Origin of the sequence: Providencia sp. PROV182 (genome assembly GCF_028480325.1) — a bacterium.
Lineage (GTDB): Bacteria > Pseudomonadota > Gammaproteobacteria > Enterobacterales > Enterobacteriaceae > Providencia > Providencia hangzhouensis.
The window spans coordinates 1-23,571 of the sequence record NZ_JAMPOL010000032.1; the positions used below are offsets into that span (position 1 = coordinate 1).

23 protein-coding genes and 1 riboswitch are annotated in these 23,571 nt (G+C 41.6%); of the genes, 17 read left to right on the plus strand and 6 right to left on the minus strand.

Annotated features, from left to right (window positions below; all coding sequences use genetic code 11):
* Positions 1 to 326: 326 nt before the first annotated feature.
* Together purH and purD are read left to right on the plus strand one after the other, a co-directional pair.
* Positions 327 to 1,916, plus strand: a complete 1,590-nt coding sequence (gene purH, locus PR834_RS19515) for a bifunctional phosphoribosylaminoimidazolecarboxamide formyltransferase/IMP cyclohydrolase (RefSeq protein ID WP_004264527.1) — start codon at positions 327 to 329, stop codon at positions 1,914 to 1,916.
* A 17-nt stretch (positions 1,917 to 1,933) separates the two neighbouring features.
* Positions 1,934 to 3,217: a phosphoribosylamine--glycine ligase gene (gene purD, locus PR834_RS19520; protein WP_164454914.1), complete on the plus strand. Its 1,284-nt coding sequence runs from the start codon at positions 1,934 to 1,936 to the stop codon at positions 3,215 to 3,217.
* 341 nt (positions 3,218 to 3,558) lie between these two features.
* On the opposite strand, the gene PR834_RS19525 is transcribed toward purD, so the two are convergent.
* From PR834_RS19525 to nudC, 6 genes are all read right to left on the minus strand, one after another.
* Positions 3,559 to 4,203: a DUF1481 domain-containing protein gene (locus tag PR834_RS19525; protein WP_310889357.1), complete on the minus strand. Its 645-nt coding sequence runs from the start codon at positions 4,201 to 4,203 to the stop codon at positions 3,559 to 3,561.
* A gap of 71 nt (positions 4,204 to 4,274) precedes the next feature.
* Positions 4,275 to 4,547, minus strand: a complete 273-nt coding sequence (locus PR834_RS19530; protein ID WP_004264522.1) for an HU family DNA-binding protein — start codon at positions 4,545 to 4,547, stop codon at positions 4,275 to 4,277.
* A gap of 199 nt (positions 4,548 to 4,746) precedes the next feature.
* Positions 4,747 to 5,334, minus strand: a complete 588-nt coding sequence (locus PR834_RS19535) for a YjaG family protein (protein WP_004264521.1) — start codon at positions 5,332 to 5,334, stop codon at positions 4,747 to 4,749.
* Positions 5,335 to 5,408: 74 nt separating this feature from the next.
* A complete protein-coding gene (gene nfi / locus PR834_RS19540; RefSeq protein ID WP_272525656.1) occupies positions 5,409 to 6,080 on the minus strand; it encodes a deoxyribonuclease V in 672 nt (223 codons plus the stop codon).
* A gap of 109 nt (positions 6,081 to 6,189) precedes the next feature.
* Positions 6,190 to 7,254: a uroporphyrinogen decarboxylase gene (gene hemE / locus PR834_RS19545; RefSeq protein ID WP_004264519.1), complete on the minus strand. Its 1,065-nt coding sequence runs from the start codon at positions 7,252 to 7,254 to the stop codon at positions 6,190 to 6,192.
* Between the two features lie 92 nt (positions 7,255 to 7,346).
* Complete coding sequence (nudC, locus tag PR834_RS19550) at positions 7,347 to 8,138, minus strand: NAD(+) diphosphatase (protein WP_004264517.1); 792 nt, start codon at positions 8,136 to 8,138, stop codon at positions 7,347 to 7,349.
* Between the two features lie 249 nt (positions 8,139 to 8,387).
* Here nudC and PR834_RS19555 point away from each other — a divergent pair, with 249 nt between their 5' ends.
* The 15 genes from PR834_RS19555 (at position 8,388) to PR834_RS19625 (ending at position 23,562) form a co-directional block, all read left to right on the plus strand.
* Entirely contained in the window at positions 8,388 to 9,440 is a 1,053-nt protein-coding gene (locus PR834_RS19555) for an ABC transporter substrate-binding protein (protein ID WP_110592639.1), read from the plus strand.
* 28 nt (positions 9,441 to 9,468) lie between these two features.
* Positions 9,469 to 10,284 carry an alkaline phosphatase family protein gene (locus PR834_RS19560; RefSeq protein WP_110592640.1) on the plus strand — a complete coding sequence of 272 codons (816 nt, stop codon included), beginning with the start codon at positions 9,469 to 9,471 and terminating at the stop codon, positions 10,282 to 10,284.
* Positions 10,284 to 11,186, plus strand: coding sequence for an ABC transporter permease (locus PR834_RS19565; RefSeq protein WP_180312312.1), 903 nt, complete (start codon positions 10,284 to 10,286; stop codon positions 11,184 to 11,186). Before PR834_RS19560 ends, PR834_RS19565 begins: the two co-directional genes overlap by 1 nt.
* Positions 11,176 to 12,006, plus strand: coding sequence for an ABC transporter permease (locus PR834_RS19570; RefSeq protein ID WP_004264512.1), 831 nt, complete (start codon positions 11,176 to 11,178; stop codon positions 12,004 to 12,006). Before PR834_RS19565 ends, PR834_RS19570 begins: the two co-directional genes overlap by 11 nt.
* Positions 12,006 to 13,022, plus strand: a complete 1,017-nt coding sequence (locus PR834_RS19575; RefSeq protein WP_036958879.1) for an ABC transporter ATP-binding protein — start codon at positions 12,006 to 12,008, stop codon at positions 13,020 to 13,022. Before PR834_RS19570 ends, PR834_RS19575 begins: the two co-directional genes overlap by 1 nt.
* 18 nt (positions 13,023 to 13,040) lie before the next feature.
* Positions 13,041 to 13,703 (plus strand): HAD family hydrolase, encoded by a 663-nt coding sequence (locus PR834_RS19580; RefSeq protein WP_096865028.1) that lies wholly within the window; start codon positions 13,041 to 13,043, stop codon positions 13,701 to 13,703.
* Between the two features lie 374 nt (positions 13,704 to 14,077).
* Positions 14,078 to 14,189, plus strand: a riboswitch (TPP riboswitch).
* 144 nt (positions 14,190 to 14,333) lie between these two features.
* Positions 14,334 to 16,307, plus strand: a complete 1,974-nt coding sequence (gene thiC, locus PR834_RS19585) for a phosphomethylpyrimidine synthase ThiC (protein WP_262961096.1) — start codon at positions 14,334 to 14,336, stop codon at positions 16,305 to 16,307.
* On the plus strand, positions 16,291 to 16,974 hold the full coding sequence (gene thiE / locus PR834_RS19590) for a thiamine phosphate synthase (RefSeq protein WP_272525648.1): 684 nt from the start codon (positions 16,291 to 16,293) through the stop codon (positions 16,972 to 16,974). Before thiC ends, thiE begins: the two co-directional genes overlap by 17 nt.
* A gap of 75 nt (positions 16,975 to 17,049) precedes the next feature.
* Entirely contained in the window at positions 17,050 to 17,808 is a 759-nt protein-coding gene (locus PR834_RS19595; protein ID WP_262961095.1) for a HesA/MoeB/ThiF family protein, read from the plus strand.
* Positions 17,796 to 17,996, plus strand: a complete 201-nt coding sequence (gene thiS, locus PR834_RS19600) for a sulfur carrier protein ThiS (RefSeq protein WP_004264499.1) — start codon at positions 17,796 to 17,798, stop codon at positions 17,994 to 17,996. Before PR834_RS19595 ends, thiS begins: the two co-directional genes overlap by 13 nt.
* Positions 17,997 to 17,998: 2 nt before the next feature.
* A complete protein-coding gene (locus PR834_RS19605) occupies positions 17,999 to 18,769 on the plus strand; it encodes a thiazole synthase (protein WP_262961094.1) in 771 nt (256 codons plus the stop codon).
* Positions 18,766 to 19,887: a 2-iminoacetate synthase ThiH gene (thiH, locus tag PR834_RS19610; protein WP_004264492.1), complete on the plus strand. Its 1,122-nt coding sequence runs from the start codon at positions 18,766 to 18,768 to the stop codon at positions 19,885 to 19,887. Before PR834_RS19605 ends, thiH begins: the two co-directional genes overlap by 4 nt.
* A 331-nt stretch (positions 19,888 to 20,218) precedes the next feature.
* A complete protein-coding gene (locus tag PR834_RS19615) occupies positions 20,219 to 22,021 on the plus strand; it encodes an arylsulfotransferase family protein (RefSeq protein ID WP_272536874.1) in 1,803 nt (600 codons plus the stop codon).
* A gap of 12 nt (positions 22,022 to 22,033) precedes the next feature.
* The gene (locus PR834_RS19620) at positions 22,034 to 22,792 is read left to right on the plus strand and encodes an ABC transporter permease (RefSeq protein WP_112307480.1); all 759 of its coding nucleotides are present in this window, start codon (positions 22,034 to 22,036) and stop codon (positions 22,790 to 22,792) included.
* A 2-nt stretch (positions 22,793 to 22,794) separates the two neighbouring features.
* Positions 22,795 to 23,562, plus strand: coding sequence for an ABC transporter ATP-binding protein (locus PR834_RS19625; RefSeq protein WP_228677527.1), 768 nt, complete (start codon positions 22,795 to 22,797; stop codon positions 23,560 to 23,562).
* Positions 23,563 to 23,571 lie beyond the last annotated feature (9 nt).

Here is a 23,571-nt window from a genome sequence, read left to right on the forward strand (position 1 = left end):
GCATTTTTTTATTCAACTGCTGCATTACACAGCAAAACCCCTACTTATACCGACTTATACACGAAGTTATCCACAACATGAAAATAATTTAAAAATTATCGCGCATTACGCAAACGTTTGCGTTACAATTGGCTCGAAATTTCGGCATTGATTTTGTTTTTATGTTCTGAAATTGTTAGTGACTTATATATTGTTATAGGGAAAGCTGGCCAATTCCGCTTTGCTTTCATCAATAGATATAATAGGTATATAAGAAAAGCTCTTTGAGTTTTTACTGACTGATATTCGTTATTGCCTTATTTATTCAAATCCAAGGGATCTATCTCATGCAACTGCTTCGTCCTATTCGTCGTGCCCTGCTTAGTGTGTCTGATAAAACAGGGGTTGTTGAATTCGCTAAGGCGTTATCTCAACGTGGTGTTGAGCTTCTATCTACTGGCGGTACTGCAAAGTTACTTGCTGAGTCAGGACTAAACGTAACTGAAGTTTCAGATTACACTGGGTTTCCTGAAATGATGGATGGTCGAGTGAAAACATTGCACCCGAAAGTGCATGGCGGAATTTTAGGTCGTCGCGGTACGGATGATGCCATTATGCAACAGCATGATATTGCCCCTATCGATATGGTCGTTGTTAATCTGTACCCTTTTGCCCAAACAGTGGCAAAACCAAATTGCACTCTTGAAGATGCTGTAGAAAATATTGATATCGGCGGCCCAACCATGGTGCGCTCCGCGGCTAAAAATCATAAAGATGTAGCAATTGTGGTGAATAGTAATGACTATCAAACCATCATTGATGAGATGGATAACCACGAAAACTCGCTAAATTGGTCAACTCGGTTTGACCTCGCAATAAAAGCTTTCGAACACACAGCTGCTTATGACAGCATGATTGCGAATTACTTTGGTGAATTAGTTGCCCCTTATTATGGTGATACGACCCAACCTTCTGGCCGTTTCCCTCGCACCTTGAATTTAAATTTTATAAAAAAACAAGACATGCGTTATGGAGAGAACAGCCACCAAGATGCTGCTTTTTATATAGAAGAAAACCCAAAAGAAGCTTCTATTGCAACTGCACAACAAATTCAAGGTAAAGCCCTGTCTTATAATAATATCGCTGATACCGATGCGGCTCTTGAGTGTGTTAAATCATTCGAAGAACCTGCTTGTGTAATTGTCAAACATGCTAACCCTTGTGGTGTCGCTATCGGTGATTCTATTCATACAGCTTATGATAACGCATTCAAAACTGACCCAACGTCTGCTTTTGGTGGCATTATCGCGTTTAACCGTCAATTAGATAAAGAAACCGCTCAAGCGATCATTGACCGCCAATTTGTAGAAGTCATTATCGCGCCTTCTGTTGCTAAAGATGCATTGCCTATTCTTGAGACTAAACAAAACGTTCGCGTACTTGAATGTGGTGAATGGAGCAAACCAGTTGCAAGTTTAGACTTTAAACGCGTGAATGGCGGTTTATTAGTGCAAGACCGTGACTTAGGAATGGTTGAAAAAGAAGAACTTCGCGTTGTGACTAAGCGCCAACCAACTGAACGCGAGCTAAAAGATGCGTTATTCTGTTGGAAAGTCGCAAAATTTGTGAAATCCAATGCTATCGTTTATGCCAAAAATGATATGACTATCGGTATTGGCGCAGGGCAAATGAGCCGTGTATATTCTGCAAAAATTGCAGGTATTAAAGCCGCAGATGAAGGCTTAGAAGTCGCTGGCTGTGCAATGGCCTCAGATGCCTTTTTCCCATTCCGCGATGGTATTGATGCCGCAGCTGCTGTTGGAGTAACTTGTGTGATCCAACCAGGTGGTTCTATCCGCGATGAAGAAGTGATTGCTGCTGCAAATGAACATGGTATTGCAATGCTTTTCACTAATATGCGTCATTTCCGTCACTAATTATTAGGAGCCTAGTAATGAATATTTTGATTATTGGTGGCGGTGGCCGTGAACATGCCTTAGCGTGGAAAGCGGCTCAATCCCCTTTAGCAGATAAAGTGTATGTTGCCCCGGGCAATGCAGGCACAGCATTAGAACCATCCCTTGAGAACGTTAATATTTCTGCAACCGATATTGATGGGCTGCTGCAATTCGCTAAAGAAAAGCAAATTGGTTTAACGATTGTCGGCCCTGAAGCACCATTAGTTATTGGTGTTGTAGATGCATTTAAGGCTGCTGGCTTAACTATTTTTGGTCCAACCAAAGGTGCTGCTCAGCTTGAAGGCTCTAAAGCATTTACTAAGGACTTTTTAGCTCGCCATCATATTCCTACCGCGGCCTATGAAAATTTTACTGAGATTGAACCTGCTTTAGCTTACTTAGATAAAGTCGGTGCGCCAATCGTGATCAAAGCAGATGGCCTTGCAGCGGGAAAAGGTGTTATCGTAGCCATGACTCTGCAAGAAGCAAAAGAAGCTGTTCATGACATGTTAGCGGGGAATGCCTTTGGTGATGCAGGACATCGTATCGTGATCGAAGAGTTTCTTGATGGTGAAGAAGCAAGTTTTATCGTTATGGTAGATGGTGAAAATGTCATTCCAATGGCAACTAGCCAAGACCATAAACGTGTCGGTGATGGTGATACAGGTCTAAATACAGGTGGAATGGGCGCTTACTCCCCAGCTCCTGTTGTGACAGATGAAATACACCAGCGCGTGATGGAACAAGTTATTTATCCAACTGTTAAAGGCATGGACCAAGAAGGAAACCGCTATCAAGGCTTCTTATACGCTGGATTAATGATTGATAAAGCAGGTAACCCAAAAGTTATCGAATTCAACTGCCGTTTTGGTGATCCTGAAACTCAACCTATCATGATGCGCTTGCAATCAGATTTAGTCGCTTTATGTTTAGCGGGGGCGAAAGGTGAGCTGGCAGGTAAAGATTCATTATGGGATGAGCGCCCTGCTTTAGGGGTAGTAATTGCTGCAGGTGGTTACCCAGGCGACTACCACAATGGCGATGTAATTTCGGGTTTACCAACCACCGAAGCGGCTGATAGCAAAGTTTTCCATGCGGGTACTCGCATGAAAGATGGAGAAGTCGTGACTGCCGGTGGTCGCGTCCTATGTGTAACAGCATTAGGTAATGATATCGCTAAAGCGCAAGCCAAAGCTTATGAAGTGGCAAAAACCATTCACTGGAATGATAGCTTCTACCGCAACGACATCGGTTACCGCGCTATTGCTCGCATAAAATAATACAAAGCACCAAACCATTTACTGAGCTGATAAGAGGAAACTTTTATCAGCTTTTTTATTGTTGTTTGTACTATCAAACAAGCACTCTAAGGATTTCTGTTCGTAGCTAGACGGCAAGGTGACTAGGCTAAGTCACCGCGGCCAACAATGCTGAAGGTCGAAAGGCTACGAGTTGACGAGCAAAAATATCGGCTCTAAGTATTTCAATTCAGAGCTAGGCGGCAAACGAAGATATCTTAGGGAGCATACATAAGTATGTGACCTAAGTAGCTGAGAGCAGCCAACAACGCTATGGATTGAAAGACGACGAGCGGTGGGTCGAAAGACGACGAGCGGAGATATTACAACGAATCTTTAGAAGGTTGCCAGCGGCAAAAATCCGTGTCAGCCACCATCAAAAGCTGATTCCCCTCAGAAGACTCCAACCACGCTAAATTTAGCTGGGAATGCCACACTTTCGCACGGCTCTGTAACCAATTTTCAGCATAGGGCTCAAAAGTCACTTCGCGTACATCACCTTCACAAGTCGTCACTTTACCTTGCTGCCAGCGACCTTGATAGAGTTTGACGCCGCCAACAATAAGTGCGGTGTTTGTCTCGAGTATGCGTTCAGCTTCAAAGCGCCAACGCGTAATTTCATCCGTTGAAAGAGGTGTTTTATAGCCGTCTTGAGTACGCTGCATAAAAATAACCTCATTATTTTTATCGAAGCGTAATTGTTCGGTGATATCACCGTTTTTTTGATTCAAGATTTGGCTGCGAATTTGCCACAGATTGCCTGAACGATATTCAAAGAAATTAACGGAAGTGTCTGTACCTTTATAGGGGCTATAAACCACCATTAAGACCAGAGGCTGGCTTTTTGCATTATTAAGTCGCCACATACGAATGACGCCATCATCGGCAATAAAACCACTTGCACTAAACTCAGGGAGCTTTGGTGCATTAGAAGAACAGGCGCTTAGCATTGAGATAGTTCCCAACACCAGCAACCCTTTTTGAATAAACAAAAGGGGTAGTTTTTTACCCCCTCTGGTGATTCGGCTGTACAATGTTCTTATTTTACAGCTTCTTTCAGTGCTTTACCGGCAGAGAAAGCAGGCACAGTTGTAGCAGGAATCTGGATTTCTGCTTTAGTTTGTGGGTTACGACCAGTACGCGCAGCACGATGGCTAACTTTAAAAGTACCGAAACCGACCAGTTGGACTTGTTCGCCTTTTTTCAGCGTTTCAGAAATAGCATTCAGAGTAGATTCTAATGCTGCTTTTGCCTGAACTTTGGTCAGGTCCGCTGATTCTGCGATAGCATCAACTAATTCAGTCTTATTCATAAATTATCCTTACACAGTGTGTTTATCGTTTGCAAAGCATCGAGTGCGTCGGATATGCCAAATTGACAGCCCCTGATACACGCCCCCGATAGCCACTTCTTCTCGCCCCTAAATGTAGACCAGAGTAGGGGCAAATGTGAAGTCTTAGTACTCAGCATTACTGCGTCAAGTCACGTTTTCGATAATGAAAATGCAAAAATCAGCTTAAAGTAATACCTATATTGCTCACCCCCGCTTCGCGGAGGTCAGATTTTAATCCTTTAATTAACTCTAAGTCGCGCTCTTCACAAGCTGCCAGTAACCGGAAAATGTCCCACTGGATATCCCATTCCTCTTCAACGGCCGGGATTTCTTTGAGTTCTTCTTCTGTCATTTCCCGCCCTGCTTGAGTCATTTCGAGCATGGCAACCGTACGAATGGATGCTTCGCTAACCAATATTGCGTGTTCGAGGGTTTCACCACTCAATTTCGAATGGATAATTTCACCTAACGCAATACAGGCATCAATAGCTGGATACACACCATACATATCGAAATCATCTGCTGATGGGATAATTTCTTCTAATTTTTCTAACTGACTGTCGAAATTGACTTTGCTATCTTTAATGACCAAAGTTTCCCAAACTAAATCAAGGATGGAACGATAAACTTTTGCATCGGCAAATTCAGTTTGCTGACAAAACATTTGAAAGTTCGGATACATTCTTTCACATAGGCTTGCCATGAAAGTTGTATGTTGCCAGCTTTCTAATTTTTCCAACCTCAAATGAATGGGATTTCTTAACATAATTTCTGACTCATCAATCTTAATACTTCGCAGTTTACCTGAAAATCTGTCAATGCCACATATTTTGCTGATAATTAGCTGATTTTCTCATTCATTCGCTTAAAAAACGTTCGATTTGATGCAATTCCGTCAGCAAAACGCGTCGGTTCTGGCAACCGATAACCTTTTAGACTCTGCTTTACCCACTCTAAGGAAGAGGAAAAACCTACTTTATGACCAGGTGAAACATATAATGGTTTGCAGCGTTTTTTGCTCCGCAATACCCAACCGAGTTGATTTTCACCTGCCATTAATGGCTGAACACTTTCGGGTTCTTCACTTAACTCAACCGCATCACCACATAAACGGCTTTTTGCAACGCCAATTGTGGCTATATTAGCTTGTAACCCAAAATGGCAGGCAACACCAAAGCGCCGTGGGTGTGCAATCCCTTGTCCATCTACGAGTACTAATTCAGGTTTATTTTGTATTTTTTCCCACGCCGCCATTAACCCAGGGACTTCACGAAAAGAAAGTAACCCCGGTATATAAGGCAATTGAGTCGGTATTCGTGCTATTTGATACTCAACAAGTTCTAACTGTGGCCAAGATAATACAGCTACCACTGCACGCGTAATAGCGCCTTGCTGTTCAAAGCCCACATCCGCTCCACCAATCAGTTTGAGTGGTGGAAGTTCATCATGCAAAATGATTTTTGAAGCTTGCCTAGTTTGTTCTTTTCGTAACAATTGAGTATCTAAAACCATCATGCGTCCATTGCTTATGAGATTAAATTATTCTTAATCATAGATGATAATGGTGTACTTACAAGATTCTATAAATACACCACAAACCTAGAAGATCAATAAACGATAATTATTGATGATATTGGCGGGATAAACGGTGAACTGCATCCACAAATGCACCTGCATGCTCAGGTGGAACATCCTGATGAATACCATGGCCTAAATTGAATACGTGCCCTTCACCTTGGCCGAAGCCAGATAGAATATTTTGCACTTCTTCTTCTATACGCGCAGGTGGTGCATATAACATGGATGGATCCATATTACCTTGTAAAGCGACTTTATCACCAACACGACGACGAGCATCAGCAATTTCAGTCGTCCAATCAAGGCCTAATGCATCGCAACCCGTTGCCGCCATTTCCTCTAACCACTGGCCTCCACCTTTAGTAAATAAGGTGACAGGAACACGGCGACCATCATTTTCACGAATTAAGCCATCAATAATTTTATGCATATAATTCAGTGAAAACTGTAAATAATCACGCTTAGTTAACACCCCACCCCATGTATCAAAAATCATCACGGACTGTGCGCCTGCACGAATTTGAGCATTCAAGTATAAAATGACACTGTCCGCCAGTTTATCCAATAACAAATGTAATGTGTTCGGGTCTTCGTACATCATCTTTTTGATTTTAGTGAATGCTTTGCTACTGCCACCTTCCACCATATAAGTCGCCAGTGTCCACGGGCTACCAGAGAAACCAATCAGTGGCACATTACCTTCAAGGGCTTTACGGATGGCACGAACTGCATCCATTACATAACCAAGTTCCATTTCAGGATCAGGAATAGGGATGTTTTTTACATCTGCCGCGCTCATAATCGGTTTATGAAAACGTGGGCCTTCACCCGTTTCGAAATATAACCCAAGCCCCATTGCATCGGGGATAGTGAGAATATCAGAAAATAAAATTGCAGCGTCTAATGGAAAACGACGTAATGGCTGTAATGTCACTTCACAAGCCAATTCAGTGTTTTTGCACAGAGCAATAAAATCACCAGCTTCAGCGCGAGTTGCTTTATATTCAGGCAGGTAACGCCCTGCTTGACGCATCATCCATACAGGGGTCACATCTACAGGCTGACGTAGCAAAGCACGTAGATAGCGGTCATTTTTTAACTCAGTCATTATTTACTCCATTATTATAAGTGGCCGCCGCAAATGGCTAAGAGCGAAGTTCATTATTGTATCATGTTAATGATAACAATATCAGCGCTGTGCTATTTTCCCGTTTCATAATCACTTTGACGACACAATGCGACCGTATCTTCAATCAAACGCCTAGCTATGGTGTCCGCGGGTGGGATCAAAGGCAGTTCATTGTAATGATACCAATTTGCGCTCACCAACTCCTTCGGGTCTACTTTAATATCACCACTCTCATAATCCGCGAGAAAGCCCATCATTAAAGAATGAGGAAAAGGCCATGGCTGTGAAGATACGTAGCGAATATTTTTCACTTTTATATTGCTCTCTTCCATGACTTCGCGCATAACAGCCTCTTCTAGTGTTTCACCCACTTCAACAAAGCCCGCTAATACGGTAAATAATGGATTTTGCGAATGGCGCCGGTGCTGAGCTAATAGAATATGGTCATCACGGCGGATCCCCACGATAATACAAGGGGCAATCTGCGGGTAATAGCGCTCATGGCAATGGTCACACAAACACGCCCATTCTGTTTCACTATGGCGCATTGCAGTACCACAATAGCCGCAATAACGATGAGAACGATAAAATTCCGCCAATTGCACGCCTCGCCCAGCGAGACGAAATAAACCCTCATCTTGCGCAGCAACAATACGGGGAGATGCCATATCTGATGGCATTTTTTCGGCTATCAACCAGACAATTTCCCCTTGCCACTCACCAATTGGTGTCGCTATTTTTCCTTCTAACAAATAGTCCTTTGCCATGCCTCGAGGAATATCTCCATGAGGTAGCCACAAACGCCCGGAAAAACAGATAAACCACCAACCACTTTCAGTTCCTGATAATTTTAACTTATTCATTTTTCATATCTTTTGTTAGTTTTTATTGTCGAAAAAATAAATCTATTAATGACACAATACACTTCTTTGGCGCAATGTCATTCAAACGTTTGTTTCATTATTTTTCATTATCAATTTTGACACTTTTTAGACGTTCCATTCCATAAAATGTCTAAAAACTGTCATAAAAGGGTCAACTAACTGTCACCTCTTAAAATTAGGATGCTAAGTAACCAATACGGTTCACCGTTCTTCAAAAGTGAGAAAATAATGAAAACTATCGTTCCTGCGATTTTACTATCATTGACTGCATCCAGTGTGACATTAGCTGCTGATGCTAATTTAGCAGAGTTAATCGATGCAGCGAAAAAAGAAGGGCAAGTTTACAGCGTTGGAATGCCTGATTCTTGGGCTAATTGGAAAGGAACTTGGCAAGACTTAGCGACGCAATATGGGTTGAAGCATCAAGATACCGATATGAGCTCCGCCCAAGAAATTGCCAAATTTGCCGCAGAAAAAAATAATGCGACCGCAGATATTGGTGATGTAGGTGCCTCTTTTGGGCCTGTTGCCGTGCAAAAAGGTGTGACTCAACCTTATAAACCAACAACTTGGGCACAAATTCCTGATTGGGCAAAAGACAAAGACGGCCATTGGGCTTTAGCCTATACAGGGTCAATTGCTTTTATGATTAATAATGATCTAGTGAAAGATGCGCCGAAAAGCTGGGATGACCTATTAAAAGGAAAATATAAAGTCACCGTTGGGGATGTTGGAATCGCTGCACAAGCCAATAATGCTGTACTGGCCGCCGCATTTGCCCGTGGTGGTGACGAAAATAACCTAAAACCTGCCATTGAATTTTTTGCTGAACTCGCCAAACAAAAACGCCTATCCGTTAATGACCCAACTGTCGCAAATATCGAAAAAGGTGAAGTCGAAGTTGGCATCTTATGGGACTTTAACGCACTGAATTACCGAGATCAGATCAACCGCGATCGCTTTACGGTTGTGATCCCATCTGACGGTTCTGTCATTTCAGGTTACACCACTATCATCAATAAATTTGCCAAAAACCCAAATGCAGCAAAATTAGCTCGTGAATTTATTTTCAGTGACAAAGGCCAATTAAACCTTGCTGAAGGCTACGCTCGGCCAATTCGTGCACAATATCTAACATTACCTGACGATATTAAAGCCAAATTACTACCCGAAGAACAATATAAAAATGTTCAACCCATTAAAAATGCAGAAGGCTGGGAAAAATCGTCCCGTAATCTCCCTAAAATGTGGCAGCAACAAGTTTTGATCCACCAGCAGTAATTTAATGTATTGATTTTAGGAAAAGTTAATGTCTGAGAAAGTCATACTTGTTGTCCTAGACGGTTTAAGTTATTCAGTAGCCCATCATTGTATGGGCTATCTCAACGGCTTAATCAAAGCCGACAGTGCAACACTTTACCAATTAGAGTGCGAGCTTCCTTCGATGTCTCGCCCTTTATATGAGTGCATACTAACGGGAGTCCCTCCTGTCAAAAGCGGTATTGTGAATAACCAAATTATCCGTTTATCCCATTTTGACAGCATATTCTCTCTTGCGCGCCTTGCCGGCAAAACGACCGCCGCCGCCGCTTATTATTGGGTGAGTGAGCTGTATAACCGAGCGCCTTTCGTCGCAACAAGAGACCGTTTTACTCACGATGAATCGCTAGCTATCCAGCATGGCTGCTTTTATCAAGCAGACCATTACCCTGATGATCACTTATTTGTCGATGCGGAATATTTACGCACTCAATTTAACCCTGATTTTTTATTGATTCACCCTATGAATATAGACGACACCGGGCACAAGTTCGGTTTTGATTCGCCGCAATATCGTAATGCAGCACGCCATGCAGATATCATCCTGTCGAATTATATTCCTACATGGATTGAGCAAGGTTATCAAATCCTGATCACTAGTGATCATGGGATGAATAATGATCGTAGCCACGGCGGGACACTTCCTGAAGAGTGTTTAGTCCCATTATTTGTCGTCGGTTCGCAATTTTCTCATCAACCCTGCGATATTGAGCAAACCGCAATTTGTGGAACCATTTGTCGTTTACTTGGTGCCAACTCTCTCGATAAACCTGTTTGTGATGCGCTATTACGAGGAGGTTTGTAATGGCTGATATCCCTGCCCCCTGTGAGCAGACATTCCAACCACAGGGAAAAATTGCCATGTTAAAAAAACGCTTTGCTCGTTTTCATTGGCGCGCTGCACTGCTACTGCTACCATTCTTTGTGCTGTTTAGTTTATTCCAAATCGCCCCAATGATTTGGGTGCTTATTAATAGCTTTATCTACGAAGAAGCATGGTCATTAGGTAACTATCTTGAAGTATTCAATAATGATTTTTACTTGCAAGCGTTTGAAAATACCTTATGGCTTTCCATTATTTGCAGTGTAATTGGCTTATTCATTTCGAGTATCACGGCATTTTCCATTTATAAAATGCAAGGGAAAATTCGCCGGATAATGATTTCCTTCACCACCATGGCCAGTAATTTCAGCGGTGTTCCTCTTGCTTTCGCATTCATTATTATTTTGGGCTTCAATGGGGCGATTACCTTGCAACTCAAGTCATGGGGGATTATCGAAGATTTCAATATATATAGCGCCAGCGGGTTAATGCTGTTGTATGTATATTTTCAGATCCCATTAGGTGTTCTGTTGCTTTATCCCGCCTTTGACGCACTAAAACCTGAATGGGAAGACGCAGCAAAAACGATGGGAGCAAGCAAACTAACCTATTGGCTAAAAGTTGCTATTCCGGTGCTTTCCCCTGCTCTACTTGGCACCTTTATTATCCTAATTGCTAATGCAATGGGCGCATACGCCAGTACCTATGCGTTAACAAGTGGTAATTACAACCTTGTGACTATCCGAATTGCCAGTTTAGTTTCCGGTGATTTATTTCTCGAGCCGAATATGGCTGCGGCTTTATCAATGCTACTTATCGCTATCTTAGCTTTTATCACGGCTATCCATCATTGGTTAATCAAGCGGAGCTACCATGCAAAATAATAATGCGATTAGTCCAGTTATAACCAATAGCAATAAACCCTCTGGATTATTGCTTCATAAGTTAGTTCTAATCAGTGTTGCTAGCCTATTAGCGCTACCTATTATTGCCACATTTTTGTATTCCATCGCCAGCTCTTGGGGAGCCACTGTGCTACCTGATGCCTTGTCGATTAAATGGTATCTACAATTGTGGCAAGACCCGCGTTTTCTCATGGCATTTGGTCGTTCATTAATAATTTGCTTTGGTACGTTACTGGTTAGCACATTAATTATTTTACCCATGACGTTTGCGGTATTTTATCGGTTCCCCAAACTCAAAGGGATGATGGATTTACTCATTATTTTGCCTTTTGCGATCCCGCCTGTGGTCTCATCGGTGGGCTTGCTGCAAATATTTGCTGATGAACCATTCATGTTGGTTGGTACACCTTGGATCCTGATTGGTACTTATTTCACCATCACGTTACCTTTTATGTATCGTGCTCTTGCGAATAGCTTTCAAGGCATTAATTTACATGACTTAATGGATGCCGCGCATTTACTCGGTGCCAGTACCTTCCAAGCCTTTATGATGATTGTGTTACCCAATATTCGCAAAGGTATGTTGGTCTCATTATTAATTTCATTTTCATTTTTAATGGGTGAATTTGTGTTTGCCAATATCCTTGTGGGAACACGTTATGAAACCTTGCAAATCTATCTTTTCAATATGCGACAAACCAGCGGGCATTTCACTTCTGCTCTGGTGATGTCATATTTTCTGTTTACCTTATTGCTGACATGGTTAGCAATGCGATTAAATCGTTCAGGAGATGAATGATGAGTTATGTTATTGCGGAAAATTTAGCCAAGTCTTTTGGCACTAATCAGGTATTTGCTGATATTCAATTTACTATCGAAAAAGGCGAATTTATTACCCTACTTGGGCCAAGTGGTTGCGGAAAATCGACTTTATTACGCTGTATCGCAGGGCTTGAACAACTTAATGATGGCGAACTTTATATTAATCGCCAGAATGTAACCCACCAAGCCGCACAGCAACGTGGCGTTGGCATGGTGTTCCAAAGTTATGCGTTATTTCCCAATATGACTGTGGTTGACAATATCGCGTTTGGTTTAAAAATGCGTAAAATTGATAGCCAAGCCAGATCTAAAGCAGTCGCTGAAGTGATTGAATTAGTTGAATTACAAGGAAAAGAACAACAATTTCCCCATCAACTATCAGGGGGACAACGCCAACGAGTAGCACTCGCAAGAGCATTAGTGATGAAACCGCAAATTTTGTTACTTGATGAGCCGCTTTCCGCTCTTGATGCACGGATTCGCAAGCACTTACGCCAGCAAATTCGCCAAATTCAACGTGAATTAGGCTTAACCACCATTTTTGTTACTCATGATCAAGATGAAGCGATGATCATGTCCGATAGGATCTTTTTGATGAATAAAGGGCAGATCGTGCAAAGTGATACGGCAGAGAATATTTATACCCAACCAGCAACAGAATTTGTCGCTCGGTTTATGGGCCATTACAACCTTGTTGATTCCGAAAAGGCCAATACGATGTTAGGCCTTAATTTACAAGGTACACTTGCTATCCGCCCTGAGTCTATATATGTCAAAGAAGCGGGGCGCCAATACGGTAGCCATATTTCTCACCCTGTTGATGCCGTGATATTGGACCATCAGTTGCTTGGCAATATTATTCGTTATAGTGTGAATACCCCTGCAGGTGATATGACGGTGGATTTACTTAACCGCTCATCTGAGCGTTTATTTGAACCTGGAACTCGCCTTGAACTTATGTTTAATAAAAATGAAATTCGCACACTTAGTTAATAAGTAGATAGGAATATAATGCAAAACCGACTGGCCATTTTTGACTTAGATGATACGTTAATTCAAGGTGATAGCAGTGTATTGTGGACACAATATCTGTGGGATAAGCAAATCATTAGCGACCCACAATTTGTGGAGGCAGATAAAGCCATGATGGCGCAGTATAATGCAGGCACTTTGGATATGCCGACTTACCTGCATTTTAACCTACAAACCCTCGCCAATGTAAAAGCTGAGCAAGTGGATATCTGGTTGGATGATTTCGTACAAAACGTGATTTTACCGCGAGTCTACCCTGACGCCATTAGAACGATCGCAAATTATCGAGCTAAAAGGATCCCAATTATTGTGATCTCCGCAACCGTTTCATTTATTGTGAAAAAAATTGCTGCGAAACTAGGTGCGGATGTCGCGATGGGGATCGATATCAAACAACAAGATGGTTGCTACACCACAGAGATCGACGGCATTCCAACCTTTAAAGAAGGTAAAGTCAAACGCCTATTAGCTTGGGTCCGCCACCAACCGATCACTGACGCCTATGTGTATTTCTACACCGACTCCGCCAACGATCTCCCGATGTGCCAATTCGCCGATGAAGTATTTATTATCAACGGTGACGAACGCCTAACGCAAGCCGCACTCGAACACAATTGGCCACAATATACTTGGAGTTTGTAAGCCCAATTTTAATTTCAAACTTGGTTTTAATTTTAGTTTTAACTAACTAATCTTTTCAAAGGTTCCTCTAAATTATTCGTGCTAGAGGAAGGAGATAAATAGAATTATCCCGATGAGCATACATAAGTATGTGACTCGGGTAAATCTATGAAATCGACTCACCTATCGCGCGAAGAATGACGAGGAAGCACTTATCCCTTGAAAAATAACAAGGAAATAACCTTATTCCATTTTACTTTCCTCTAAATTATTCAAGTGAGAAGAAGGCGGCAAATGAGGATATCCCAAGGAGCATACATAAGTATGTGACTTGGGTAGCCGAGAGCAGCCAACGCACTTATCGCTTGAAGAATAACGAGGAAAGCTTATACTGAAATCTCTTGTCGGAGTGCCTAGTATGCAATGCATCAGGCTGAGACCGTTAATTCGGGATCCGCGGAACCTGATCGGGTTAATACCCGCGAAGGGAACAAGAGTAATCACTCAGCGTTAGTTTATCACCTCACATTTGGTGAAAAATTAGCCGCAACGTCTTTTTATTACTCCTCCGAACTCCTGACAAGCAACTTTCTTTCGATAAACCCGCTACACATAAAACTGTGATAGCCGTGACAATGTCAGGAAATTGCTATGTCCAATAATACAGAACAAAATATCATCCCTACTGCTGATTTATCGCCACAAGCAGCACCCGCTCGCACCCGTAAAGCTCAACGTGATGCCGCTGAAAATTTTATTAATACCGTTTCTGGCGTTTCGTTTCCTAATTCACAGCGCATTTATTTACAAGGTTCTAGAGACGATATCCAAGTCCCGATGCGAGAAATCCAACTCTCTCAAACCTTGATTGGTGGCGATAAAGATAACCCTCAATTTGAAGATAACGAACCTGTTCCTATCTATGATACATCTGGCCCTTACGGCGACCCAGTTTCTGAATTGAATGTCCATAAAGGCCTTAAAAAAATTCGTGCGCCATGGATAAGTGAACGAGCTGATACCGTACCTGTCGAAAATTTAAGTTCCGATTTTACCCAACAACGCCTTGCTGATGCAGGTCTTGATCATCTGCGCTTTAACAACCGCCCCCACCCATTAAAAGCCCAAACTAACAAGTGTGTTACTCAATTACACTATGCACGTAAAGGCATCGTAACCCCTGAAATGGAGTTTATTGCAATCCGCGAAAATATGGGGCGTGAACGTATTCGTGGCGAAGTTTTATTGCAACAACACCCAGGCCAAGGCTTTGGCGCAAATTTACCGGAGAATATTACCCCTGAATTTGTTCGCCAAGAAGTGGCGGCGGGTCGCGCCATTATCCCAGCCAATATCAACCATCCCGAATCAGAACCAATGATTATTGGCCGTAATTTCTTGGTTAAGGTTAATGCTAATATTGGTAATTCATCGGTCACCTCATCTATTGAAGAAGAAGTCGAAAAACTGATTTGGTCAACACGTTGGGGGGCGGATACCGTCATGGATTTATCCACTGGCCGTTATATTCACGAAACTCGCGAATGGATTTTACGTAACAGCCCAGTGCCTATTGGTACGGTTCCGATTTACCAAGCGCTCGAAAAAGTAAACGGTATCGCCGAAAATCTCACGTGGGAAATGTTCCGTGACACATTATTAGAACAAGCAGAGCAAGGCGTCGATTACTTCACTATCCATGCCGGCGTATTACTACGCTATGTACCGATGACCGCCAAGCGCCTAACAGGGATCGTCTCTCGCGGTGGCTCCATCATGGCCAAATGGTGCTTGTCTCATCACCAAGAAAACTTCCTGTATGAGCACTTCCGTGAAATCTGTGAAATTTGTGCCGCTTACGACGTTTCCTTGTCATTAGGGGATGGCCTGCGCCCAGGCTCAATCCAAGACGCCAACGATGAAGCACAATTTGCCGAATTACATACCCTTGGTGAGTTAACCAAAATTGCGTGGGAATATGATGTCCAAGTCATGATCGAAGGCCCTGGCCACGTACCAATGCAAATGATCCGCCGTAATATGACGGAAGAATTGGAACATTGCCACGAAGCGCCATTCTATACCTTAGGCCCACTCACAACCGATATTGCTCCGGGTTATGACCACTTTACTTCTGGTATTGGTGCCGCCATGATCGGCTGGTTTGGCTGTGCAATGTTATGCTATGTCACCCCGAAAGAACACTTGGGATTGCCGAATAAAGACGATGTTAAGCAAGGGCTAATCACTTATAAGATTGCAGCCCACGCCGCTGACCTTGCTAAAGGGCACCCTGGTGCACAGATCCGTGATAACGCCATGTCCAAAGCCCGTTTTGAATTTCGCTGGGAAGACCAATTTAACTTGGCATTAGACCCTGAAACTGCTCGCAAATATCACGATGAAACCTTACCACAAGCCTCTGGGAAAATTGCCCATTTCTGTTCTATGTGCGGACCGAAATTCTGTTCAATGAAGATTTCCCAAGAAGTTCGTGACTACGCGGCACAAAAAGAAGCCGGTATGGAACAGATGTCAGAAGCCTTCCGTGCTCATGGCAGCGAGCTCTACCATGGTGCTGAAATTGTGAACGCAGAGGTGGATGAAAATGCCAAAATTGCCTAGTGCTATATCTATTCCAAATACTATATCTATCCCAAATAGTCCTTTTCCTGCGACCAAACAACGCCTTGGGCTTTACCCCGTTGTGGATTCCGTTGAATGGATTGAACGCTTGCTTAATGCAGGTGTTTCCACAATCCAATTGCGCATCAAAGACAAACCTGATGCCGATGTTCGTGATGATATTCAACAAGCGATTGCGCTAGGAAAAAAACATAACGCACGTTTATTTATTAATGATTACTGGCGCTTAGCGGTCGAGTTGGGTGCTTATGGCGTACATTTGGGCCAAGAAGATTTGGAAACTACCGATTTATTAGCAATCCACCAAGCGGGCTTACGGTTAGGAATATCAACGCACGATGAGCACGAACTGGCTATCGCGAAATCCGTGCGTCCTTCTTACATTGCTATGGGGCATATCTTTCCAACACAAACGAAAGAAATGCCTTCTTCGCCTCAGGGTTTAGAAACGCTTAAAGCCATGGTGGAAGCAACGCCTGATTACCCAACTGTCGCCATTGGTGGAATTTCTATTGATAAAGTCCCTGCAGTGCTAGCAACTGGGGTAGGTAGTGTTGCGCTGGTCAGTGCGATTACCAAAGCCGATGATTGGCGCGCTGCAACAGAAACGTTGTTGGATTTAATTGAGCGAAATACTGCCAACTAGCCAATTTTTAATCACATAACTCGCCCTGCTTTATCATCATAAAACAGGGTGAGTGATGATTTAAGGAATTCAATCATGTTAAGTGACCAAGAATTCATGCGTTACAGCCGTCAGCTACTACTCGAAGACATTAGTCCCGAGGGGCAACAAAAACTCAAAAATAGCAAAGTCCTCATTGTCGGCTTAGGGGGGTTAGGCTCCCCCGCGTCCCTTTATTTAACGGGGGCTGGTGTCGGCGAATTGTGGCTAGCTGACCACGATGACTTGCACGTTTCTAACTTACAACGGCAGGTACTTTACGATACCGATGATATCGGCCAGCCAAAAGCCCAGCTTGCCGCAGATAGGCTGCATCGGCTCAATCCATTGGTAAGAACCCATGTTGTCGCACAGAAGTTGGATGTTGAGACTTTAATTCCTTTAGCTGAACAAGTCGATTTAGTGCTTGATTGCTGCGATAACATGGCCACTCGCCATGCGGTCAATACCGCTTGTGTCATGACCAATACAACCTTAGTTAGCGGTAGTGCGGTTGGGTTTGGCGGCCAATTAATGGTACTTGAGCCGCCATTTAGTACTGGTTGCTATGCCTGTTTATATCCAGACCAAGATGAACCCGAGCGCAACTGCCGCACTGCCGGGGTATTAGGGCCTGTAGTTGGAATTATCGGCACGTTGCAAGCACTAGAAGCCATTAAATTACTTGTCGGCCTTCCCTCTTCACTGAGCGGTAAATTGCGTTTATTTGATGGGAAACAGCAACAATGGAATACATTGCAATTAACGTCGTCATTGCAATGTCCAATCTGTCGGGAAGAAACATGCATATCATAATTAACGACCAACCTATGGAATTCGACGCCCCACTGACGGTTAATCAATTATTTTCCACTCTCAACCGGCCAATAGTGGGAACTGCACTTGCTATCAACCAAGTGATCATTCCGAAGAGTCAGTGGGATTCACATCTCATTAATGACCAAGACAATATCTTGTTATTTCAAGCTATCGCTGGGGGCTAATAATGTTAAAAATCGCAGATTTAACTTTTCACTCACGCCTGTTTACTGGAACAGGTAAATTTGCCAGCGCCAACCTAATGCAAGACGCCATTGAAGCATCCGGCAGTCAATTGGTGACAATGGCAATGAAACGTATTGACTTACGTGGGCAAGATGATGGTATTTTACAGCCACTGCAAGAATTGGGTGTGAAGCTATTACCGAATACCTCCGGTGCGAAAAATGCCCAAGAGGCGGTATTTGCAGCGCACCTAGCTCGAGAAGCCCTCGGTACCAATTGGGTCAAACTTGAGATCCATCCAGATATGCGTTATTTGCTACCCGATCCCATCGAGACATTACTCGCCGCAGAGCAGCTCGTTAAAGAGGGATTTGTTGTATTGCCTTATTGCAGCGCAGATCCAGTACTCTGTCGTCGTTTGGAAGAAGTAGGCTGTGCCGCTGTGATGCCATTAGGCTCACCGATTGGCACAAACAAAGGCTTAGCAACTAAAGAAATGCTCCGTATCATTATTGAACAAGCTTCTGTGCCTGTCGTCGTAGATGCCGGAATTGGTGCGCCAAGCCATGCGGCAGAAGCCATCGAAATGGGTGCCGATGCCGTTTTAGTCAATACCGCAATCGCGGTAGCGAAGCAACCTGCACTTATGGCAAAAGCGTTTAAACTCGCGGTCGAAGCCGCTGAGTTAGCTTATCAAAGCGGGTTAGCTGCACCGAAGCAACAGGCGCAAGCGTCCAGCCCATTGACCCGTTTTTTAGGAGCCTTATCATGATCCCAAGTTTCCAAGAACGCTTACAAGCACTGGATTGGGACGATACGACACTGCGGATAAACAGTAAAACACCTGTCGATGTGGAACACGCTTTGGCGGCAGATATACTCACACTCGATGATTTTATGGCGCTGCTTTCCCCTGCTGCCCGTCCCTATATTGAGCTGATGGCACAAAAAGCCCAGAAACTCACCCGCCAACGCTTTGGCCATGCTGTTGGTTTTTACGTGCCACTTTATTTATCGAACCTATGCGCAAACGATTGTACTTATTGCGGTTTCTCGATGAGTAATAAAATTAAGCGAAAAACGCTAAATGACGCTGAAATCATCAATGAGTGCGAAACCATTCGCAAAATTGGTTTTGATAGCTTATTACTGGTTACAGGGGAGCACCAAAGTAAAGTGGGTATGGACTACTTCCGCCACACATTCCCCATCATTCGCCCTTATTTCAGTTCGTTAATGATGGAAGTGCAGCCACTAAGCACAGATGAATATAAGGAGTTGAAAACTTTGGGGTTAGACGGTGTGATGGTTTATCAAGAAACCTACCATGAGCCCACGTATCAACTACATCATCTCAAAGGTAAAAAGCAGGATTTTCACTGGCGCCTAGCCACTCCAGAACGTTTAGGAGAAGCAGGTATAGATAAAATCGGCCTTGGCGCGTTAATTGGTTTATCAAACAGTTGGCGTACCGATTGCTATATGGTTGCAGAACATTTGTTGTACTTACAGCAATACTACTGGCAAAGTCGTTATTCTATCTCTTTTCCTCGCTTGCGCCCTTGTGCAGGTGGCGTTGAACCAGCATCACTGATGAATGAAGCCGAATTAGTGCAATTGATTTGTGCTTTTCGCCTTCTGGCGCCGAATGTCGAGCTTTCACTCTCAACCCGTGAATCACCTTATTTCCGTGATCACGTGGTGCCATTGGCAATTAACAACGTCAGTGCCGGCTCAAAAACCCAACCGGGTGGCTATGCAGATACCAAAGAAGAGCTAGAACAGTTTTCCCCAAATGATAACCGCAGTGCCGCTCAAGTCGCACATGCCCTTGTGCAAGCCGGTTTACAGCCCGTTTGGAAAGATTGGGATAGTTATTTAGGCCGTTAAATTTTACGGGCTAACGCAATGTTAGCCCGTAAATAACGATCAGTAAATGAATTAACATAATGTATAGTTTAATATCATTCATACTGTGTTACTGATCATAAGATATGAACAATACTCATACCATCACTAGGAAAAAATCAATTATATTTTTAACTTTTTGTATTAATTACATATTATATTCTTATCACTTAATATTATAAATATAAGCACTTAATAGAACATTACTGTATTGTTCTATTAAGTTATAACACCATAATAAAAAATATTTCAAAAGCCATTACCTTTACACCATTATTCCACATAGAAAAAATTTACTATAGGAATATTTAATATGGGGCATCCAAGTATTTATCCTTCAGGAACTACTATTTTCAATAAAGAAAAAACATTTAGAGGTTATACCCTTTTTAACGCACCAGGAAAAGGTGCGCTATTAATTGATATGAATGGTCGAGAAGTGCATTTATGGCAAGGAGTTGATGGTTTCCCTAATAAAATTTTACCTGGTGGATATTTATTTGGTAGTCATGGTTTGCGATCACCTAAATATGGTGTTCAAGATCAAGTTGATTTAGTTCAATTTGATTGGGATGGTAACATTATATGGTCATTCAATAAATTAGAAAAAATACAAGATCCTAATCAAGAAATAATATGGATGGCAAGACAACATCATGATTTTCAACGTGATGGAAACCCTGTTGGTTATTATTCTCCTACATTAACATCACAAACCCATAGCGGAAATACTCTAATACTATGCCATCAAAATATTTACAAACCTGAAATATCAGATAAATGGCTACTTGATGATATTTTTATCGAAGTAGATTGGCAAGGTAATATTATCTGGCAATGGGCATTTAGCGATCACTTTTCAGAATTAAATTTCAGCGAAGAAGCTAGAAATGTTTTATATCGTGATCCAAATATGCGTAGTGCTGGTGGAGGCATGGGAGATTATCTACATATTAATACCATGTCTCGTATAGGGCCAAATCTACATTATGATAATGGAGACGAACGTTTTCATCCTGATAACATTATTTGGGATTCTAGAGAAGCAAATATAATCGGAATAACTAGTCGAAAAACTGGAAAAATAGTTTGGCAATTAGGACCAGATTATAACGACAAACAAGTTCATCATCTTGGTTGGATTATCGGACCTCATCATGCTCATATTATACCTCATGGCCTCCCAGGTGCAGGAAATATGTTAATTTTTGATAATGGAGGTTGGGCTGGTTATGGAGCACCAAACCCTTCATCTGTATATGGCTTAAAAAATGCATGGAGAGATAGTTCTCGAGTATTAGAAATAAACCCAGTTACTCTCGAAATTATTTGGCAACATGATGCAGAAAAACTAGGTTTTGCATCTCCCATGGATTCGAGTCGATTCTATAGCCCATATGTAAGTAGCGCTCAGCGTCTACCAAATGGTAATACTTTAATTACCGAAGGCTCAAATGGGCGATTGATTGAAATAACAGCTGAACATGAGATTGTGTGGGAATATGTCTCACCTTACTGGCGAGAAGGAAAAAAACGCAATAATATGATCTATCGTGCCTATAGAATCCCTTATGATTGGATCCCTCAATTAGATATACCTGAAGAAAATAGCATAGCACCTCTGGATGTCTCTCAATTTCGATTACCAAATGCAGCCCCTAAAGATACAATTACAGGAGTGTATATCGAAGGGATAATAAAACATAAAATTCCAGATGATGATATCTTATGTATTGCTCGCACTGGAGATAATCATTCCTCCAAAAAATCTGACATATTTTTCTTTTCCGATAAAATATATGAAATAGATAGTGAAACATTCTATTCAATTATTAATGAAAATAAAAATAATTTGATTTTCTTCGGTGCTAATTGGTGCAATAAATGTAAAGTATTGAATGAGTTATTACCTTCATTAGTGAAACTTTACTCAATAAATAAAATCAATTATCTCTCTGTAGATAATTCTGTTGAAATTCTTCAAAAGTATTCACTTAGAAGTATACCTATTATTGCAGTCTCAAATAATGGGAAATTAGTGGATAAACTCGTTGGATTACAGGATACAAAAACATATGTGAGCTTCCTCAATCAATATTTCGATAAAATAAGTTGAGGTTTATATATCATGTTGAAAAACAGTTTTTATTTACTTCTACTTCCAGTCATTATTTTTACAATTTGGTATATTACAACAACAATTGGAGGTGTTTCTCCTGTTATTTTTCCATCTATTCCGCAAGCATGGCATTCTTTGAATTTCCAATTATATTCTGGGCAATTATGGCAAGATTTATCAATTAGTTTATCCCGAGTATTAATAGCCTTTGCTATCGCTGCTATTTTTGCTTTTTTTCTTGGTATTATCATGGCATTGTCGCTACGAACAAACCAAATTTTCAACCTGACATTAAATGCTATACGTCAAATTCCTCCACTAGCATGGATACCATTATTAATTTTATGGTTTGGGATTGGTGAAGTAACTAAAATTATTCTTATTATAAAAAGTGCCTTTTTCCCTATATTACTAAGTACCATCAATGGAATACAAACGACACCTATGACTTATATTGAATTAGGTAATCTTTATCAATTCAATATCTGGCAAAAATTACGAAAAATTTATATTCCATCACTACTTCCCAACCTATTTACAGGTTTAAGGCTTGCAATGGGGTTATCTTGGGCAACAGTCGTTGCAGCAGAAATGATCGCAGCTAACTCAGGTATTGGCTATCGCATCAATGATGCCCGAATTATGCTAGATTCCCCAGTCGTTATAGTGGGTATTCTTGTTATCGGTATAGTCGGTTTATTATTAGATAAGATTTTATTAATTATATCTTATTACCTGCTGCCATGGTTAAGAACAGAAAGGAAATAAATATGCTGTCAATCAAAAATGGATTTAAAAACTTTACTATCAATAATAAGTTACTTCCTGTTTTAGAAGATATTAACCTTCAAGTTCAACAAGGTGAATTTATTGCTATCGTTGGCCATAGTGGTTGTGGGAAAAGTACTTTACTACGCATAATTGCAGGCTTAAACCAATTCAATAGTGGAAGTGTACTATTTAAAAATAAAGAGATAACCGAACCAAATATAGAAAGAGGAATGGTTTTTCAAGAAAATAGGCTTCTACCTTGGTTAACAATTGCTGATAATATCGCTTTCGGATTAGACCATATAGATAAAAAAACGAAGAAAATTTTAGTTGAAAATTATTTAAAACTCGTAAACTTGACTGAGTTTGCTAATGCTTATCCTAAACAACTCTCAGGAGGAATGGCACAACGTGCAGCAATTGCCCGTACAATAATCACCCAACCTGAACTATTGTTATTGGATGAACCGCTTGGCGCACTTGATGCTTTAACCAAAATTGAAATGCAACGAGAGATTTTATCTATCAAACAAGAAAAGCAACTGACGATGATTTTAGTTACCCATGATATTGAAGAGGCAATATATTTGGGAAATCGAGTAATTATAATGTCATCCCGCCCTGGAAACATAAAAAAAATAATTGATATTAATCTTCCTTATCCACGAAATCGAGGTAGTTCTGATTTTGCATATTATAAGAGAATTATTCTTCAAGAATTTTTTGATAATTCTGCAGAACTTTTTTCAAGTGAATATGAAATCTAGAAGGAACAT

Bases quoted from the DNA above. Each gene is read 5' to 3' on its own strand.
- PR834_RS19530 (WP_004264522.1), bottom strand. From the start codon at position 4,547: ATGAATAAGACTGAATTAGTTGATGCTATCGCAGAATCAGCGGACCTG.
- PR834_RS19565 (WP_180312312.1), top strand. From the start codon at position 10,284: ATGGCTGATATCCCTGCCCCCTGTGAGCAGACATTCCAACCACAGGGA.
- hemE (WP_004264519.1), bottom strand. From the start codon at position 7,254: ATGACTGAGTTAAAAAATGACCGCTATCTACGTGCTTTGCTACGTCAG.
- PR834_RS19575 (WP_036958879.1), top strand. From the start codon at position 12,006: ATGAGTTATGTTATTGCGGAAAATTTAGCCAAGTCTTTTGGCACTAAT.
- PR834_RS19605 (WP_262961094.1), top strand. From the start codon at position 17,999: ATGTTAAAAATCGCAGATTTAACTTTTCACTCACGCCTGTTTACTGGA.
- PR834_RS19620 (WP_112307480.1), top strand. From the start codon at position 22,034: ATGTTGAAAAACAGTTTTTATTTACTTCTACTTCCAGTCATTATTTTT.
- purD (WP_164454914.1), top strand. From the start codon at position 1,934: ATGAATATTTTGATTATTGGTGGCGGTGGCCGTGAACATGCCTTAGCG.
- thiH (WP_004264492.1), top strand. From the start codon at position 18,766: ATGATCCCAAGTTTCCAAGAACGCTTACAAGCACTGGATTGGGACGAT.
- nudC (WP_004264517.1), bottom strand. From the start codon at position 8,138: ATGAATAAGTTAAAATTATCAGGAACTGAAAGTGGTTGGTGGTTTATC.
- PR834_RS19570 (WP_004264512.1), top strand. From the start codon at position 11,176: ATGCAAAATAATAATGCGATTAGTCCAGTTATAACCAATAGCAATAAA.
- thiC (WP_262961096.1), top strand. From the start codon at position 14,334: ATGTCCAATAATACAGAACAAAATATCATCCCTACTGCTGATTTATCG.
- PR834_RS19595 (WP_262961095.1), top strand. From the start codon at position 17,050: ATGTTAAGTGACCAAGAATTCATGCGTTACAGCCGTCAGCTACTACTC.
- PR834_RS19555 (WP_110592639.1), top strand. From the start codon at position 8,388: ATGAAAACTATCGTTCCTGCGATTTTACTATCATTGACTGCATCCAGT.
- thiE (WP_272525648.1), top strand. From the start codon at position 16,291: ATGCCAAAATTGCCTAGTGCTATATCTATTCCAAATACTATATCTATC.
- PR834_RS19580 (WP_096865028.1), top strand. From the start codon at position 13,041: ATGCAAAACCGACTGGCCATTTTTGACTTAGATGATACGTTAATTCAA.
- PR834_RS19615 (WP_272536874.1), top strand. From the start codon at position 20,219: ATGGGGCATCCAAGTATTTATCCTTCAGGAACTACTATTTTCAATAAA.
- thiS (WP_004264499.1), top strand. From the start codon at position 17,796: ATGCATATCATAATTAACGACCAACCTATGGAATTCGACGCCCCACTG.
- purH (WP_004264527.1), top strand. From the start codon at position 327: ATGCAACTGCTTCGTCCTATTCGTCGTGCCCTGCTTAGTGTGTCTGAT.
- PR834_RS19560 (WP_110592640.1), top strand. From the start codon at position 9,469: ATGTCTGAGAAAGTCATACTTGTTGTCCTAGACGGTTTAAGTTATTCA.
- nfi (WP_272525656.1), bottom strand. From the start codon at position 6,080: ATGGTTTTAGATACTCAATTGTTACGAAAAGAACAAACTAGGCAAGCT.
- PR834_RS19535 (WP_004264521.1), bottom strand. From the start codon at position 5,334: ATGTTAAGAAATCCCATTCATTTGAGGTTGGAAAAATTAGAAAGCTGG.
- PR834_RS19625 (WP_228677527.1), top strand. From the start codon at position 22,795: ATGCTGTCAATCAAAAATGGATTTAAAAACTTTACTATCAATAATAAG.